17 protein-coding genes are annotated in these 17,292 nt (G+C 60.2%); 10 read left to right on the plus strand and 7 right to left on the minus strand.

All coding sequences use genetic code 11. The annotated features are described in order from the left end of the window. Positions 1-9: 9 nt before the first annotated feature. Positions 10-1,173: a TMEM43 family protein gene (locus tag QD461_RS00725; RefSeq protein ID WP_414086038.1), complete on the minus strand. Its 1,164-nt coding sequence runs from the start codon at positions 1,171-1,173 to the stop codon at positions 10-12. Positions 1,174-1,510: 337 nt separating this feature from the next. Between QD461_RS00725 and QD461_RS00730 the strand changes: the two genes are divergently transcribed. After that, positions 1,511-1,972, plus strand: a complete 462-nt coding sequence (locus tag QD461_RS00730) for a cupin domain-containing protein (RefSeq protein WP_414086039.1) — start codon at positions 1,511-1,513, stop codon at positions 1,970-1,972. A gap of 141 nt (positions 1,973-2,113) precedes the next feature. Here the strand turns inward: QD461_RS00730 and QD461_RS00735 are convergent, their stop codons facing one another. Next, positions 2,114-3,109, minus strand: coding sequence for a LysR family transcriptional regulator (locus tag QD461_RS00735; RefSeq protein WP_414086040.1), 996 nt, complete (start codon positions 3,107-3,109; stop codon positions 2,114-2,116). A 120-nt stretch (positions 3,110-3,229) separates the two neighbouring features. Here QD461_RS00735 and QD461_RS00740 point away from each other — a divergent pair, with 120 nt between their 5' ends. Beyond that, complete coding sequence (locus tag QD461_RS00740) at positions 3,230-4,630, plus strand: MFS transporter (protein ID WP_414086041.1); 1,401 nt, start codon at positions 3,230-3,232, stop codon at positions 4,628-4,630. Between the two features lie 32 nt (positions 4,631-4,662). On the opposite strand, the gene QD461_RS00745 is transcribed toward QD461_RS00740, so the two are convergent. After that, the gene (locus QD461_RS00745) at positions 4,663-5,952 is read right to left on the minus strand and encodes an RNA polymerase sigma factor (protein WP_414086042.1); all 1,290 of its coding nucleotides are present in this window, start codon (positions 5,950-5,952) and stop codon (positions 4,663-4,665) included. Positions 5,953-5,983: 31 nt separating this feature from the next. Further along, positions 5,984-6,376 (minus strand): YciI family protein, encoded by a 393-nt coding sequence (locus tag QD461_RS00750; RefSeq protein ID WP_414086043.1) that lies wholly within the window; start codon positions 6,374-6,376, stop codon positions 5,984-5,986. A 370-nt stretch (positions 6,377-6,746) separates the two neighbouring features. On the opposite strand from QD461_RS00750, the gene QD461_RS00755 reads away from it, so the two are divergent. Further along, a complete protein-coding gene (locus QD461_RS00755; RefSeq protein WP_184702998.1) occupies positions 6,747-7,124 on the plus strand; it encodes a VOC family protein in 378 nt (125 codons plus the stop codon). A gap of 323 nt (positions 7,125-7,447) precedes the next feature. Beyond that, positions 7,448-9,109 carry a phosphoethanolamine transferase gene (locus QD461_RS00760; protein WP_414086044.1) on the plus strand — a complete coding sequence of 554 codons (1,662 nt, stop codon included), beginning with the start codon at positions 7,448-7,450 and terminating at the stop codon, positions 9,107-9,109. A 59-nt stretch (positions 9,110-9,168) separates the two neighbouring features. On the opposite strand, the gene QD461_RS00765 is transcribed toward QD461_RS00760, so the two are convergent. Beyond that, positions 9,169-9,546 carry a cupin domain-containing protein gene (locus tag QD461_RS00765; RefSeq protein WP_414086045.1) on the minus strand — a complete coding sequence of 126 codons (378 nt, stop codon included), beginning with the start codon at positions 9,544-9,546 and terminating at the stop codon, positions 9,169-9,171. A 215-nt stretch (positions 9,547-9,761) separates the two neighbouring features. Here QD461_RS00765 and QD461_RS00770 point away from each other — a divergent pair, with 215 nt between their 5' ends. From QD461_RS00770 to QD461_RS00790, 5 genes are all read left to right on the plus strand, one after another. Continuing rightward, entirely contained in the window at positions 9,762-10,799 is a 1,038-nt protein-coding gene (locus QD461_RS00770; RefSeq protein ID WP_414086046.1) for an LLM class flavin-dependent oxidoreductase, read from the plus strand. A gap of 265 nt (positions 10,800-11,064) precedes the next feature. After that, positions 11,065-11,964, plus strand: a complete 900-nt coding sequence (locus QD461_RS00775; protein ID WP_414086047.1) for a MurR/RpiR family transcriptional regulator — start codon at positions 11,065-11,067, stop codon at positions 11,962-11,964. Between the two features lie 121 nt (positions 11,965-12,085). Next, a complete protein-coding gene (locus QD461_RS00780) occupies positions 12,086-12,832 on the plus strand; it encodes a COG4280 domain-containing protein (RefSeq protein ID WP_414086048.1) in 747 nt (248 codons plus the stop codon). Continuing rightward, positions 12,829-13,035 (plus strand): hypothetical protein, encoded by a 207-nt coding sequence (locus QD461_RS00785; protein WP_414086049.1) that lies wholly within the window; start codon positions 12,829-12,831, stop codon positions 13,033-13,035. Before QD461_RS00780 ends, QD461_RS00785 begins: the two co-directional genes overlap by 4 nt. 170 nt (positions 13,036-13,205) lie before the next feature. Then, positions 13,206-13,787, plus strand: a complete 582-nt coding sequence (locus QD461_RS00790; RefSeq protein WP_414086050.1) for a histidine phosphatase family protein — start codon at positions 13,206-13,208, stop codon at positions 13,785-13,787. A 76-nt stretch (positions 13,788-13,863) separates the two neighbouring features. Here the strand turns inward: QD461_RS00790 and QD461_RS00795 are convergent, their stop codons facing one another. Beyond that, complete coding sequence (locus tag QD461_RS00795; RefSeq protein ID WP_414086051.1) at positions 13,864-14,799, minus strand: phytanoyl-CoA dioxygenase family protein; 936 nt, start codon at positions 14,797-14,799, stop codon at positions 13,864-13,866. A gap of 132 nt (positions 14,800-14,931) precedes the next feature. Here QD461_RS00795 and QD461_RS00800 point away from each other — a divergent pair, with 132 nt between their 5' ends. Next, positions 14,932-15,795, plus strand: a complete 864-nt coding sequence (locus QD461_RS00800) for a helix-turn-helix domain-containing protein (RefSeq protein ID WP_414086052.1) — start codon at positions 14,932-14,934, stop codon at positions 15,793-15,795. Here the strand turns inward: QD461_RS00800 and QD461_RS00805 are convergent. Next, positions 15,785-17,209, minus strand: coding sequence for a PLP-dependent aminotransferase family protein (locus tag QD461_RS00805; protein ID WP_414086053.1), 1,425 nt, complete (start codon positions 17,207-17,209; stop codon positions 15,785-15,787). The two genes, QD461_RS00800 and QD461_RS00805, sit on opposite strands and share 11 nt — an antisense overlap. Positions 17,210-17,292 lie beyond the last annotated feature (83 nt).

Genomic DNA, 17,292 nt, shown 5'->3' on the forward strand with positions numbered 1-17,292 from the left:
GATCCGCCGTTACGCCGCAGATTGTGTGGCTTTCCTTTTGCGGTAGCGAACGACAAGTGCAGCCAGCACGACGCCGCTTGCGATGATGCCGATGGAAATCACCGGCCTATATGCCAACCAGCCGATCGCGATCAGCAGCGGACCGACAAGCAGTGTCAGAATAACGGCCAGCATGGTCGTTCCGAACGCGACGATCGAGCCGATGAACGGGATCACATCCCCGATCACGCTCAACAGCGAGAAGATGCAGACGAAGCCGATGAACAGGCCGACCATGCCTGCCCCCCTCACCAGCCATGTGATGAGAGCATTCTCCTTCTCGGCGGCCTTGAACATTTGCGCAGCATCGACGTCGCCGGCGGCGCTAAGAAGGATGTTGTGATGATTTGTCGTTTCGTAGGGAACGAGCGTGGTGCCACTTTGCCTGCCGACGACACTGGCCTCCTTCGCATCAATCCGTTGGTACGAAATGCGAAGGTCGCCCACCTCCGGCGATGACGCTCCTCGGCCGATGTAGACGGCATGGCCGTCGCGCTTCACCGGCTTGTCCGTTCCGAGCCCTTGCGGCAGCTTTGCAAGCTCCTGGTCCGTTGGCGTAAGATCGGAATAGGCACCGATATCGGCAATTGCTTTCCCCAACACCGAAAACGCCCCGACACCGGCGCGTTCGACGGCGAAAGTCTTACTTTCGGGCATACGCTCCGGATTCTGATGGTCCAGTGGCTGCTTGAAGTCACCGGATCGCACAAGCTCCGAACGCCATTCCGTCGTGTAGGAATAGGTCGTGGTGGTTTCCTCGCTTCCGCCCAGCTTCTTTTCAGAGCTGCTCTGCTTGTGTTCGACCCACTGATACATCTCGACCTGGCGGAATAAGGCGATAGCATCCCGCGCCGACACGCCCAGATCGCCGTCCTGCGGCACACCCTCCGGTTTGACCGCGCCGCTGATATGGACGAGCTTGCCTTCGTTCGAAGCTTGTACTGCGTCGCTCGGGATGGATGCGACTTGAGCGGCACCTTCGGTAAGCGCCCGATAGGTGCCGATGGCGCGCCCTTCGTTCCAGATCAGCAGCCAAGCGCATGCGATCAGCAGTACAACGCCGGCGAGGACGCCTATGAGCGCATTTTTGAGGCGCCCGAACCAGGATGTGGATGTTGTTTCAGTAATGCTCATCTTTGAGGGCACCTTTTGTGCGTTCCGCCTCCGACACTTGCGTAATGCGGCGAACTTTGAGGGATAGGGCAGACAATAAACGTATCCGATGAAAAATGGCTGGCTGCACAAACCTTGCGAAAATGCGGAAATGTCAACCTGTTAGAATAGATCGGCCATGAGATCACAGTCCATTTTTGGGCGGGTACGGACCTCCCGCTCACATGGCGACATTGAGCTCTCCCTGAGGTTGTAACGGGCAGGCGAAGCCTACGGCTGGACGCCGCAAGGTGATCTTTGCTAAGCTCATAGTCTCTCAAAGTCACAAGATCAGTCGCTAATCGCAGGCAGGTTCCCCATGCCGAAAATCGATGTTGCGGCGGTGCCGAAACACAAAGGTACCCGCTATCCCGCCCCATTCAACGACCCCTGCGCCGAGCGCATCCGGCAGAGACTAGGCGATGCCGGCGGCCTCAAGGACTTCGGGGTCAATCTCATGCACCTCCCGCCGGGCAACTGGTCGAGCCAGCGGCATTGGCACTCGGAAGAGGACGAGTTCGTCTACGTGCTCGAAGGTGAGCTGACGCTGGTTGAGGATAATGGCGAGACAATACTGCGCGCCGGCGATTGCGCAGCCTTCCCGAAGAATTCGGGCAACGGCCACCACCTGACCAACAGGTCCGACACGACGGCCGTTTACCTCGAGGCGGGAACACGCTCGCCCACAGATCTCATCACCTGTTCCGATGTCGACATGATGAGCTCGAGCACTGACGGAAGGTTCGTGCACAAGGATGGCGTGCCCTATCCGGACGGCTAGAACATCTCCAGCAAAAGCGCCTGGCGGCTTTGCGTGAAAACAAAGAGATAGAGGCTTCAATGACTCCGCTTGAAACGGAACGCCCGGGATGTCTCCAGAACGCGGTGCGGCGGTTTTCCAGTTTGTACGCCTGGGCGGAGGCTATACCGCCTCGGCCAGGACCGGCTGCTCGTAGCAGCCGGCGTCGGTGGAGACCCCCACGCTGCAGCCATTCGCCCGCAGCGAATCCGCGACCACTTCGACGACTAGACGGCGCAGCCAGATCGCACGGCCATCAGCATGATCGACGCGCCGATAGAGCATGGTCACCGGATCGGCAGGCAGTTCGAAAGGCGGATAGCTAATCGCCAGATCATGCAGCTTCGCCATGCAGCGCGCAATCGATTCGGGAATGGTCGCAATCGCCGGCATGGCCTGCAATGTCAGAGGCAATGCCGAAAACCGCGGCGCGGTCGCCACGATCTGGCGGCGGTAGCCAAGTCTTGCCAGAGCAGCATCTACGCTTGTCGATATGGTGCCTTCTACGGACACGGTGACGTGCGGCGCATTCGCGAACTGCTTCAGGCTGAGCGGCTCGGCGCATTTCAGGTGCCGGGGATCGTAGACGCACAGCGACGCCTGCTCGAACATCGGCGCGCGAACGTGCCACGAGGCAGGTTCGTCATGCACGGAGATGCTCAGATCGAACGCCCCTTCGTCTAGTAGACGTGCCGCATCGCGCCGGTCGAAGGCGACGCTGACAAGCCGGGCATTCGGCGCCAGCTTCCGCAACCGGGCGACCAATGGCCCGAAAAAGGAGGATTCGAGATTGTCACACATGCCGATGCGGAACTCGCCCTGCCATTGCGCGGGGTCGAACGCCGCGGGCGGACGAATGGCGCGCTCGATGCCGGAGAGCGCATCCTCGATCGCTGGCGCGATGGAAAGAGCCCGCGGTGTCGGCTGCAAACCGCGGCCGACACGTACGAACAATTCGTCGTCCAGCGTCTCGCGCAAGCGCTTAAGCGCGGCGGAAAGCCCCGGCTGGCCGAGCAGCAGACGCTCGGCGGCACGACTCACATTCCGCTCCTGCATCAGCACCGAAAAGGCGAGCAGCAGGTTAAGATCTATTTTTCGAAGCGTCGCATCATTCATCATCGTCAGTAATACCTGACATGGCTACTATCAATTTGCAATAGGGTTTGAAGATGTACATTTTCTCGTTCCCTGCCGCATTCGACCTCCCAAGAGACGGCAGCATAGAAAGGAACGATTCCGATGACTTCTTCCCAAACCCGAAGTGGGGCGGGATTGGCGTTGCTGCTGCTATGCGCCGCCAATTTCCTCGACGCCATGGACGTCTCCACCATCGGCGTGGCCCTGCCCGCAATCCAGAAAGAACTGGGCATGCAGGCCACTTCCCTGCAATGGGCCGTCAGCGCCTATGTACTCGGCTATGGCGGCTTCCTGCTGCTCGGCGGCCGCGTCGCCGATCTGTTCGGCCACCGCCGCGTCTTTCTCTGGTCGCTTGCCGTCTTTGCCGCCGCCAGCATTGCTGGCGGCTTCGTTGACAGCGCTCCGACGCTCATCGCCGCTCGACTGATCAAAGGCATCGCTGCCGCCTTCACGGCGCCGGCAGCACTTGCCCTCCTACTCTCCGTCTTCGGAGAGGGCAACGCCCGCGCCAAGGCGCTAGGTGTCTTCTCCTCCACCGGTGCTGCCGGCTTCGTGCTGGGCATGGTGCTGGGTGGAGCAGCGACCCTCATCAGCTGGCGTGCGACCCTCGTCATGGGCGCTCCCGTCGCCATCCTCACGCTGATCGTCGCCCCGCTCGTCCTGCCTGCCGATCACAAGCGAAGCGGCCAGAGCACTCGTTTCGACTGGGCCGGCGCCTTGACGATCACCCCCGGCCTGCTCCTCTTCGTCTTCGGCGTCACCAACGCCGCCGCCGATGGCTGGCAGGCTTTCGCAACCTGGGGTTCGCTCCTTGCCGCGTTCATCCTGATCGTGCTGTTCCTGATCGTGGAATCGCGCCACCATGATCCGATGGTGCCGCTCGCCATGTTTCGCCGCGCTAGACTCAGCCACGCCAATGCCATCGCGGCACTTTTTCAAGGTGCCTATGTCGGCTTCCAGTTCATCGCGACGCTCTATTATCAGACCGTCGTCGGCTGGTCGGCCTTCGCGACAGGCTTCGCCTTCGCCATCGGCGGCACCTGCGTGATGTTCCTGGCGCCGCGTTTCGCCACGATAGGCCAGAACCGGGGCACCACCCTGCTGATGACCTTCGGCGTGGGGTTGCAGGCCATCAGCTATCTCTTCTGGGTTATATCTGCCGGACGCATCGATACGATGGTGCTTGTCGCCATCTCGCAGATCCTGCTCGGCATCGGCTATGCCATGACCTATCCCTCGATCCAGGTCGCGGCCCTCTCTGAAGTCAGCGATGACGAATCCGGCCTTGCTTCCGGCATGCTCTTCGCCTCCTTCCAGATCGGCGGCGGTATCATCCTGGCGGCAGCTTCGGCGGTATTCAGCGCCGCACCGAGCTTCGGCTGGAACCCTTACATCGCCGGCATAGGCTTCGTGACGATCCTTGCCGCCGCCATCACCCTGCTTGCCGCCGTCGGACCGCGCTCATCCACCGCAAGAGCCACGAATTATCAGGCTGCGGAATAGCTCGAAGCAAGATGGCCTGCCCGATTGGCGGGTCACTCCTTCTCCGCACCGGTAGCACCGGTAGCACCGGTAGCCTCGGCTGCACGACGTAGAAGAAGATCGCGTTCCCTCTGATTTTCAGCAAGCGCGGCAGCCGCTTCAAAGGCTCGCCGCGCTTCTTCGTATCGACCTAGTTTATGGAGAAGATCGCCGCGAACGCTCGGCAGAAGATGATAGTCCTTCAGCGCAGGCTCATCATGCAGACGCTCGATGATTGCAAGCGCCGCCTCCGGACCGTCAGCCATACCGACCGCGACGGCACGATTGAGTTTGACGACCGGAGACGGAACGATATCGGCAAGCTCCGTATAGAGATCGGCGATCCGCCGCCAGTCGGTTTCCGGGGCCGTATTTGCCCGCGCATGACAGGCAATAATCGCGGCCTGAAGGGCATAGACCCCGCCAGCACCACCGAGCTGCTGTACCCGCTTCAGCGCGTGCAGACCGCGCTGGATCTGCAGGCGGTCCCAACGAGCACGATTTTGTTCAAGCAGAAGGATTGGATTGCCGTCGGCATCCGTCCGCGCCGCGGTACGGGAAGCGTTGAGCTCCATCAGGGCCAGTAGCGCATGCGCCTCCGGCTCCATCGGTGCGACAGATATCAGCACGCGACCCAGCCGCAGTGCCTCATTGCACAATTGCTGCCGCAGCCAATTTTCGCCGCGCGCTGCGGTATAGCCCTCGTTGAAGATCAGATAGACCACCTCCAGGACAGAGGCCAGTCGCTGCGACAGCTCTTCGCCGTGTGGCGTCTCATAAGTCAGCCCCGATTCAGACAATGTCTTCTTGGCGCGAACGATGCGCTGCGCGATCGTCGCGTCCGACACCAGAAATGCCCTCGCTATCTCTTCCGTCGTAAGCCCGCAGATCATCCGCAGCGCCAGCGCTACGCGCGCTTCGCGCGAAATCAGAGGATGGCAGGCCGTGAAGATCAGGCGGAGCATTTCGTCGCCGATATCGTCATCGAGAGGGGTGTCGAAATCAGGCATGGTCTGCTCGTCCTCCTCCATCTCTCGAACGATCAACTCGTGCTTTTGATCAAGCATCCGGCGGCGGCGCATTTGGTCGAAAGCCCGGCGTTTCGCTGTGGTCATTAGCCACGCGCCGGGGCGCTCGGGGATGCCCGTTTCCGGCCATCGCTCCAAAGCCACAATCAATGCTTCCTGAGTAAGATCCTCGGCCAACGGCACATCGCGCAGCAATCGCGCCAGACCGGTGATCAGCCGCGGCTGCTCGATCCGCCAGACGGCAAGGATCGCCCGATGAGTGCTGGCGACCGTCACGGCCGCCTGCCCCGATGACAGATCGAACGCATCATGCCCTTGCTTCGGCGAGCGGGTCGCATACACCCTCGGCATTGGGTTCGAAGTACGGGCGCACCTCGCATGTGCCTTCCCAGCCGGGCATGAGATCCTTGTGCAGCTGCATGAATTCGACCGCCAGGGCCACGGCCTCTTCCTTGCTCTGCAGCTCGAAGATCGCATAGCCGCCGACAACCTCCTTGGCCTCGACGAACGGGCCGTCGACAACACTCAGCTTGCGATCCTTGACTGTGACGCGCGCGCCGGTTGCAAGCGGCATCAGCCCCGCAGTATCGATCATACGGCCAGCCTTGATTTCACGATCGGCAAGCTTGTGGATGGCTTCCATCAGCGCCGGCGACGGTTGCAGGAAATCAGTAGAGGTGACGATAGACATGAAACGCATGGGAAAATTCCTCCGGAAGCGAGGCGCCGGCACCATTGCCGCTCAACAAGCCCGCTCATATTGACGACGAAGCAGCTCTCTGGAAATCGACAGCCCTTCCGAAAAAATCTGCATCGCCGCCGAGACGTCGATAAGTCGTACCTTCAGCCCCTGCGTGTCATCAAGATCTGTGGCGCATGAAGCGACTTTGGATATGGCCGAAAGCCCGATTCAAACGATCCTGCAACCGGCGCCATCGCTTTGTTGACTTCGCATAGCCATTGCCAGATGGTGAGGCGAAATTGCACCTGCAGACTTCCGAAAGCTGGCATCTCTACGGGGCGCAGCCTCCGGCAAAGTTCTGCAGACAACCCGGCAGGAGCTTGTTTTCATGTTCGACCATATTTCGATCGGCGTCAAAGACCTGGCGCGGGCGCAGAAATTTTACGACGCAGCGCTCTTGCCGCTCGGCCATGAACGCCTGAGCAACTTCGACGGCACGATCGGGTATGGCACGGAGCGTCCACAATTCTGGGTCAGCGAAGTCGAACATCCCGTGCCTGCCGATCGCAGCTCCGGCCTGCACTTCTGTTTCGTCGCGCCGAGCCGGGAAGCCGTCGACGCATTCTACGCCGCCGGCATCGCCAATGGCGGCGAAGACAATGGCAAGCCGGGCATCAGGCCGGACTATAGCCAGTTTTACTACGCGGCATTCGTCATCGATCCCGATGGCTACCGGCTGGAAGCCTACTTCAAAACCGGGGAATAACCGTAGCCCCCTCGCTTGCGAGCTCAAGCGCAATCGACGATTGGGGCTCGAAGGCCGGGGGATCAAACCGTTAATTTCACTGGATGCCTGATCTCTCCGGCGCCTGTCAGGCCGTTGTCGGGCGCTGCCGCCCATCTCTCGCACATCGTCCTGAATTGGCTTCTTTCGCCCACAACGTCACAGCCGACGTCTATGTTCGATTATCCATCATTCAGGTAAATGTCAGGAATGGTCGCCAAGGTTATGAGCTTTAGCGCTCAAAGCTACGCCCTGCGATAAGGGTCCTGCGGCTCCGCCGATAGCAAACGCCTCGGAGAAAATGTTTGAACGACCACAAAGCTTCACCTGGCTGGCGCCTCGCCAGGCCAGCCGTCGGCAGTGTCACATTATGCCTCATAGCCACCCTTTATGTGCTTCTCGTGACAAACCGGATGTTCTGGAGCAAGTCCTACGGCTATTTCACTGCCGAGCCTGCCGCCTACTTCGCCTTTGCAGCCGGCATCTCCGTCGGCATCATGGCGCTCTTCACCTTCTTCTCCGCCAAATACGTCACAAAACCTGTCCTGATCTTCTTCGTCCTAGTGGCATCGGTATCGTCCTGGTTCAACGATCAATTCGGCGTCATCATCGACAAGGAAATGATCCGCAACGCCGCGGTTTCAACCGGCGCTGAAGCAGGGCACCTGATCACGGCGCGCTTTGCAACATATGTCGTGCTGACCGGCGTTCTACCCTCCCTGCTGATCATCTGGGTGCGTGTCATCCACCGCCCCATCCTCAAGAAACTCGCCCATAATACCGTGATCATTCTTGCGTGCTCGGCGATCTTCATCGCTGCCGGAACCGGTTTCTATAAAACCTATGCCGGTATCGGGCGCGCCCATCGCGACCTTATGGACACCCTTAACCCCGTCATGCCGGTCGCCAATGCGGTACGTTATGTGATCGACTCCACCCGGGACGCCAATGTTGTCGCAGCTCCATTGGGCACGGACGCCCGCAGAGTGGGCATTGTCGACAACGGCAAGCCGCGCGTCACGATCATCGTGGCCGGCGAAACCGCACGCGCCCAGAATTTTTCGCTCGGCGGCTACGACAAGCCGACAAACCCGGAACTGGCAAAGCGCGATGTCGTCTACTTCCCGAACACCAGCAGCTGCGGCACGGCAACGGCAACATCGATCCCCTGCCTGTTCTCCGTCTATACGCGCGAGCAATACAGCCATCGCAAGGGGCTGGAGACGGAAAACCTGCTCGACGTGCTGACCCATGCGAAGGTCGATGTGACCTGGCTGGACAACGACACCGGCAGCTACGACGTGGCAGACCGCATTCCCTACACGTATTTGCCACCTTCGAATGATCCGCGTTTCTGCAAGGATGGCGAATGCAGGGACGAGATCCTCGTCGACAAGGTCGACGGCTGGCTGGACAAGGTAAAGGGCGACAGCGTTCTCGTTCTACATCAGCTGGGCAGTCACGGCCCTGCCTACTACCAGCGCTATCCGGAGGAATTCCGCCGCTTCCGCCCCGATTGCCGCTCCAATGATTTCAGCTCCTGTTCACGGGAGGAAATCACCAATGCCTATGACAATACGATCCTATACACGGATCACATCGTATCGATGGTCATCGACAAGCTGAAGCAGCGCTCGAATTCGGTCTCCGGCGCCGTGCTGTACTTCTCGGATCACGGCGAGTCGCTCGGCGAAAACGGCATCTACCTGCACGGCGCGCCCTATATCATCGCGCCGGTACAGCAGACGCAGGTGCCGACGCTGGTCTGGATGGCCGACGATCTGGCTAAGGTGGCAGGCTATGATATGGTCTGCATGTCGAAGCGCGCGACACAGGGCACCCATTCTCACGACAATATCTTCCATAGCGTCCTGGGGATGATGGACATATCGACGAAAGTCTACGATCCGGCCCTGGACCTGTTCGCCGCCTGCCGCACGCCATTGAACAAGCTGGCGCTGAACTGAGGAAAAACCTGTGACAATCGGCGGCCGCCGCTCTGCAGCCGCCGGTCTCACAGGGTTGTTCAAAGCCGCTTGGGCTGCCGGATCGTCCGCTCGTTTTCGACATTGCCGGTATTGAGTGTCGTATTGCGCTCGAACAGCACGACCTCGCATGTCGGTTCGGCGACGGGGCAATGTTCGACACCATGCGGCACGATGATGTATTCGCCCGGACCGAGCACGACATCGCCGCCGTTTTCCTCGCGCAGCTTCATGCGCAGTGTGCCTTTGACGACGAGGAACAGCTCGTCCTCTTCCACATGATGGTGCCAGTGGAATGCACCTTCAAGCTTGGCAAGCTTGATCTGAAAATCATTGATATCGCCACCGACACGCGGACTCCATGTCTCATCGAAGGCTGCAAAGGCTTTGGTAAGATTGATCTTTTTCAGTGCGACCATGTGTTTCTTCCCTTGATCCAATTGCGCTGACGTCGAAGCTAATATTGGCGCGAGTGTTGCTGATCGCAACGCCGGCGCTGCCGAATACCGACGGTTGCCATCGGCATATCGAATTATTCGAAGGTTTCAGCCGAAACTTTCCGGGTAGTGGATGGCCGGGAGCGACACTACATGCTGTCTCAACATTATCATTTCGACACATGACAGGAAAAATCATGACGACAAAAAATGTCGAATTCGGACTCGATACCTTCGGCGACGTCACCTTCGATGGCAACGGCGCGCCGCTTCCGCATGCCCAGGTTCTTCGCAATGTCGTCGAGGAAGGCGTCCTGGCCGACCAGCTCGGAATAGACTTCTTCGGCATCGGCGAGCATCACCGCGAAGATTTCGCTGTCTCCTCGCCGGAGACGATTCTGGCCGCCATCGCCAGCCGCACATCGAAAATCCACCTGGGATCGGCCGTGACTGTGCTGAGCTCAGACGACCCGATCCGCGTCTTCCAGCGCTTCTCGAGCCTCAACGCCGTTTCGAACGGCCGTGCCGAAGTCATTCTTGGCCGCGGCTCGTTTACGGAATCCTTCCCGCTGTTCGGCTTCGAGCTGTCGCAGTACGAGCCGCTGTTTGAGGAAAAGCTAGATCTGTTCGCGGCCCTGCTCAAGAACGAGCCGGTGAACTGGCAGGGCAGCATTCGCCCACCGCTGCGCAACCAGAAAGTCTTCCCGACCATCGAAAGCGGCCAGCTGAAGACCTGGATCGGTGTCGGCGGCAGCCCAGAATCGGTGGTACGCGCCGCTCACTACGATCTCCCGCTAATGCTGGCGATCATCGGCGGCAGCCCCTATCGCTTTCAGCCCTATGTCGACCTCTATCATCGCGCCTACGAACAGATGGGCAAGCCGGTGAAGCCGGTCGGCATCCATTCGCCGGGCTATATCGCCGAAACGGATGAACAGGCGCGCGAGGAGCTATGGCCCTGCTTCAAGGCCATGCGCGACCGCATCGGCCGCGAGCGCGGCTGGCCACCCATGACCCGCGCGGAATTCGACAACGAGATCGAAAAGGGCTCGCTCTACGTCGGCTCGCCGGAAACCGTCGCTGCGAAACTCGCGCCAGTCATCAAGACGCTCGGCATCGATCGCTTCCAGCTGAAGTACAGCGCTGGTGGGCTCGGTCATGAGAAGATGATGCGGTGTATCGAACTCTACGGCCAGAAGGTGATCCCGGCCGTGCACGCTGCACTGGCAGCATAGTCCGGGGCGCATACTCCGCCCTACAGCGCCGCGCGTCCTATATGACGCGCAAAGGTCGCTGTAGTGCTTTAAATCTGCTGCATAATTTTATCCTTAAACCGATTCCGATTGAAGGAACTATGCAGCAGCCTTTCATGGTCACTCGGCTCAACGGGCGCTTCGCGATACAGCGAGGCGCCCGTTGTTATTTCTGCTGTCATTCTTCTGAAGTAAATGCTACTTACAATGGAACTGGTAGCAATTACTACAGAAATGAAGACTTCCGATGAGCGGAAAGATGCAAAAGCACCATAGCTTCGACGACCACGTTCTAGGTCTTATGGAAACGCTGGCGCCGGCGGAACAACGCATCGCGCGCTTCTTCGTTGATCAGAAGCAGGCTGCCCTGCTCAATTCAGCTGCCCAGATCGCGCAGCTTGCCGGCACCAGCGACGCAACGGTCGTCCGCACCGCCCGCGCCCTCGGCTTCGAAAGCCTGTCGACACTCCGGGCCGCGCTGCTTGCCGAACTGACGGGAACGCCCTCACCTGGCGCGCGGTTGGAACGCACGCTGGCAGAGACAGGCAGCCAGGCCAGCAATGCGCTTCGCCATGTCATCAACATGCATGAACAGGCATTGCGGGTCATGCGACAAGATGCGTTTGCAGCAAGCTTCGAGCGCTGTGTCGATAGTCTGGCGGGTGCCGCTCGGCGTCATGTCTTCGGCATTGGGCCATCGGGCGCCATGGCCGACTATGCCAGCCTGCAATTCAATCGCATCGGCCTGCCGACAAACGCGCTCTCCTCCTCGGGCGTCGCACTTGCCGACCGTCTGCTGTGGGTCGGTACCGGTGATGTCGTGCTGATGATCGCCTATGCGCCGCTTTACCGCGAAGTGGACGTGCTGTTCGAACATGCGGGCCGTCATGGAGTGCCCGTTATCCTGATCAGCGACGACCTTGGCCTGCTGGTTGCCGACAGGGTGGCCGAAGTCCTGCCCGTTCCACGCGGCAATGCCGGTCATCTTGCCATGCATGGCGGCACGATGGTGTTGATTGAAGCGTTGATCGTGGCACTTGCGGCAAAGGGCCGGGATACCGCCATAGACAGCCTCGACAAACTCAGCCAGCTACGCGGCGCCATCGATAAATCGTGGAGCAAACGCGGCACGAGGAGGCGTAAGTGAACGACAATCATGGTCGCCATGCGGGAATCCTCCCCTTGCTAACTCATCCAGCACATCAAGAAAATCATCCGAAAAATATCATGCCGATTCAAAGCTCTAACCGTCATTCGGGAATCAGTTCATGAACAACCTCACACCCATTCTGTCCACTGTGACGGCATCTTTCCTCGGCTCGTTCGTCGAGGTCGTGGAAGCCTTCACTATTGTTCTCGCAGTGGGCGTCACCCGCAGCTGGCGCCCGGCACTGACGGGCGCGGCGCTCGCCCTTGCCGTGCTTGCGGCCCTTGTCCTCATCTTCGGGCCGCTGCTTGCGCTGATACCGATCGAAATACTGCAGTTCGTTGTCGGCGTTCTATTGATCCTTTTCGGCATGCGCTGGCTGCGCAAGGCCATCCTCCGTTCGCTCGGCGTCATCGCCCTGCATGACGAGGAGGCAGCCTTCTCCAAGGAGACGGCAGCGTTGCAGGCGCAATCCACCGATCGTCGTGCCGATTATCTCGCCGGACTCGCCGCTTTCAAAGCAGTACTACTGGAGGGCGTCGAAGTGGTCTTCATCGTTATCGCCGTCGGCGGCGCGCATGGCCTGACGCTCTATGCCGGCCTCGGCGCGCTTGCGGCCTTCGTGCTCGTCATGCTCATCGGACTTCTGGTCCATCGTCCGCTCGCCACCGTGCCGGAAAACACCCTAAAATTCGTCGTCGGCCTGATGCTCACCAGCTTCGGCATCTTCTGGACTGGCGAGGGTCTCGGCGCGCATTGGCCGGGAGCGGATCTCGCGCTGATCGCCATCTTCGCCATCGTCTCGCTCGCCTCCTATGCCATCATCCGCGGCATGCGCGGCAGCACAACAGCAAAGGCAGCCCAATGACCATCTTGCGCATCGCCCTCTCCGAACTCATCGGCATGTTCATTGACGACGGCAGCCTCGCCACGCTTTGCCTGATCCTCATCCTTGTCATCGCCGGCGCAGTGGAGTTTCTCGCCATGCCGCCGCTTGCCGGCGGGTCGCTACTGCTTGCCGGCTGCCTCGCCATCCTGCTTTACAGCGTTCGCCGCGCCGTGAAGCGCTGATATTCACAACCGCCTGCAAGGCTTTGGTTTTGCAGGCGGTTGTCATGCTGACTGTCAATCAGCTTTAGAGCATTTCCACGATCCCGCTTGGGTTGGAAATGCTCTATCTCTCGACACGGCCGCTAGCAGATGCAAAGAATTCCGCACGCCAAGCGCAAAGGAGAATCGGCATGAGCAGCGCCTATCCCGAAGTCTACCTGGTGCGACACGGGCAGACGGAATGGAGCCTTTCCGGCCGGCATACCGGCCGCACGGATATCCCATTGACCGCCGCCGGCGAACAAGCCGCCCGCAAAGTGTCAGCTCGCCTGCCAGCCATCGATTTCGCTGCCGTCTGGTCAAGCCCATCCCAGCGCGCACAAAATACCTGCACGCTCGCCGGCTTCGGCGACCGTCGCGTCGTCAAGGACGATCTGGCGGAATGGGACTACGGCGCCTATGAAGGCATCACCACCAAGGCGATCCTGGCGGAGCGGCCAGGCTGGCAGGTCTTTCGCGACGGCTGCCCGAATGGCGAGACCGCGGCCGATGTCGGCGCACGCGCCGACAGGATCATCAGCGAGCTTCGCGCCATCAACGGCCCCGTCCTGATCTTCTCGAGCGCCCATTTCCTGCGCGTCTTCGCCGCTCGCTGGGTCGGCCTGCCGCCGGAAGGTGGTGCGCATCTGGTGCTCGACACCACAAGCATCAGCGTACTTGGCTACGAGCATGATCTGACCGAGCCGGTCATCCGCCGCTGGAACGAAATCTGACGGCTTCGCATCACCACTAGTAAATCGAGCGGCCCACGGCCGCTCGATGCTTCTCAAGAACTAGATCTTCAGCCACCTACCAGGCCTCGAGGCCCAGCAGCTTCTCGCCAAGCGGCGTCAGCTTCGCCGTGGTCGCATTGTGCTTTTCCCATTCGCGGGGATCGCCGGGAAAGGCGTCGCGCTTCGGGGAGTCCAGTTCCCGCCAAAGGCGGATGCGTTCCTCGCGCTCGGTGACATTGTCGTATTCTGCCGGATGCATGGAAATGTATTGCGCCATGCGAACGCGGTTGTCGGAATGGTTTGGGCGGACGCCATGCGCGAGTAGCGAATTGAAGATCATCAGATCGCCAGGTTCCATGTCGATGTTGACGACCGACAGGCCCGTCATGTCGGGATGCATCGGATCGCGATCCTCGGGCTGCGTCTTTTCCCATCGATCGAAATGCTCGAAGAGTTCCGGCACGCACTGGAAGCCGCCGACGTCGCCATCCTGCTTCTTCAGGCTCAAGACGGCCTGGACACCGATGGGCATCGGACGGATCGAGGTGTCGACATCCCAGTGGATGAAGCCGTTCGGATTGCCCTTCACCTTCTTCGGCGGATTGAGATTGGCGCGATCGATAGTGACCCACAGATCCTCGCGATCCCAAATGTCGACGAAGACATCGTAGATGCGCTTTTCCATACGGTTGTCCCAGAGATACTGGTGATTGTAAATCTCCAGCATGCCAGTGTTGTTGAGCTCCTTCATCTTGTGCTCGCGCCGCTGCGGCGCATACCAGGTCGACGGGTCGCTCGGATCCTTCTCGTCAAAACGCCAGAGAAGCTCGACAAGCCGTTCAACATTCGCCTGCGGCACAGCCTGGCGAACGATCACATAGCCCTTGGTGATCCAATGCTGCCAATCTTCCATCGACAACACCCTGAGCGGCAATGTCTTCTGGATATCCTTCAGTTGCGTCGTGACTGCGGAAGCGGTCGGGTGAGCATCTCTTTTCAAGGCTGGCTGCATCTGTTTCCTCCATCTGGCTACCCCTTTGATTTCGGGTGACGCAAATGTTGTAGCTGCATTCGCTACCATCATGTTGCCCGGCCATGGCCAATTCTGATACTATTCCGGCCTTCGTTATCTTATGGACGCGCTATGAGGTCCTATCTCGAAGTCCTGTCTCGGCCACCAGAGGCATCATGGAGCATGCTGAACCGCAGGCTGGACGATTGCATTCCCTTCCAGTGGCATCATCATCCGGAGTTCGAACTGACCCTGACGCTGAACTCGATCGGCCAGCGCTTCATCGGCGATCACAGCGGCGAATATGAAGACGGCGATCTCGTTCTGGTCGGCCCCAACCTGCCGCACAGCTGGGTCTCACGCGCCAAAATCGAGGAGAAGAAACCGCACATCGCGCTCGTGCTCTGGTTCCATCGCGATTGGCTGTTGCAGATGACGGGCGGAGCCGTTGAATTTCGACCCATCGAGGCAATGCTGCGGCGTGGCGATAACGGCCTTCACTTTTCGAATGATGTCGCCGCAGCCGTGCGGCCAGCCTTCGAGACGATCTTCGAAAAGCCGCCAGTCGAACGCCTTCTGTCACTGCTCGGTATTCTCGTCACAGTGGCGGAGGACCGGCAGGCAATACCACTCGCCAGCACGCCCGCTCAAGCGCCGGACGCCAGGGAAAGCCGCGAACGCATCGACCGCGTGCTGACGCATATGCATCTTCACTATGCCCGTGCGATCAGCCTCGGCGAGCTGGCGGATATCGCCGCGCTCAGCGTCTCCGGCCTGCATCGCATGTTCCGGCGCCACACTGGCGTGGCCATTTCCGACTATCTGATGCGCATGCGCATCGGCGACGCATGCGCCCGCCTCTCTTCCACGGAGCAGGCCATTCATCACATCAGCGATGCCGCCGGCTATGCCTCGCTTGCCAACTTCAACCGGCAATTCAAGGCGCTGAAAGGCATGACGCCGCGCGAATACAGGGCCATGTTCGTCAGCCGCTGACGGATGAAGTCGCCAGCGCATTTGCGATTCTCGCCGCCGCCGCGTCCGCCCCCTCAGCGTCCATTCGGGCGATACCGAACAGCAGGCCAGGCCGCGCCGGCCCCAGGTGCAGCGACGACATCGCCCGCAGCGCGAAGCCGTGAGCATTGACGCTACGCATCGCCGCAAGGTCATCGACAGTTTCATCCCGGAACCAGCTTGCCAGTTGCAGCCCTCCCGTCCCGGCACCGACGCAAAGCCACTCGCCGCAATGGCTGTTGAGGGCGGCAACGGAAGCTGCCATGCGCTCGGCATAAACACCATTCATGCGGCGCAGATGGGCGCGAAAACGCCCCTCGCGGATAAAGTCGGCAAGCGCCGCCTGAATATGAACCGGCACGATCGCGCCTCTCAGCCGCTGCGCCGCCTCGACGGACGCCACCAGCCTTGAAGGCACCACGGCGTAGGCGACGCGCAGCCCGGGCGCGAGGGTTTTGGAAAACGTGCCGAGATAGGCGACAACCTCCCCGCGGTCGATCCCTTGCAACGCGGCAATCGGGCGAGACTCATATTGAAATTCGCTGTCGTAGTCGTCCTCGATCACGATCGCACCCCTAGTGCGCGCAAATTCGAGCAATGCAAGGCGACGGGAAAGGCTCATCGTTACGCCGGTCGGGTATTGGTGCGACGGCGTGACATAGATGAGCCGTGGCGGCGGCCCGACCGCACGCCCGATGTCGATACCCTCGGCATCGCAAGGGACAGGTACCATCATCGCGCTTGCCATCCGGAACAATGCGTGAGCCGTAGCATAGCCCGGATCCTCGATCCAGGCGACGCCGTCATTCGGATGGTCTGCCCAAAGCAGAACGCTGGTCAGCAGATTGATCGCCGCACCCGTTGTCGGAACGATCACGACCTGTTCGGGCCTTGCAATCACGCCGCGCGTCGTTGCGATGTGGTCGAGGATCGCTTCCCGCAGCTCGCGGATGCCACCATGCGCGCCGTAGCCGAGATCGTGTACCCGCAGCGAACGGCCGCGCGCGCCGAGATACCGTGCCCAGGCCGCATGGGGAAAAGCCTCGACATCGGGAACCCCGGGTTCGAACAATCCCCCGGTGGCGAACTCCGTGGCCTGAGGCAGCTTGGACCTGAGCGTCACGGACTGCCCCAGCAACGGTGACGGAAACGCCGAGACCCGGGTCGCGGCCCCTGTCGTCGACTGCAGATAGCCTTCCGCTTTCAAGCGGTCATAGGCGCTGACGACAGTCGAACGCGCGACACTGAGAGCATTCGCCAACGCCCGCGTTGAAGGCAGGCGCTGTCCCGCCGCCATTTGGCCATGCAGGATACGATCGCGCACCACGCGATAGACTTGCCCCTCAAGATCGCCGGCGGCACGGTCGATATCGGCCCATTGCACCACGGATACCATGAGGCCTCAACTGGTCTGCTAAAAATTGAAAAACTGGCTGTTTATATCATACCTCTTTGCTGACAGAGATCAATGGTACAACG

Origin of the sequence: Rhizobium sp. BR 314 (genome assembly GCF_047445805.1) — a bacterium.
Taxonomy (GTDB): Bacteria; Pseudomonadota; Alphaproteobacteria; order Rhizobiales; family Rhizobiaceae; genus Rhizobium; species Rhizobium lusitanum_B.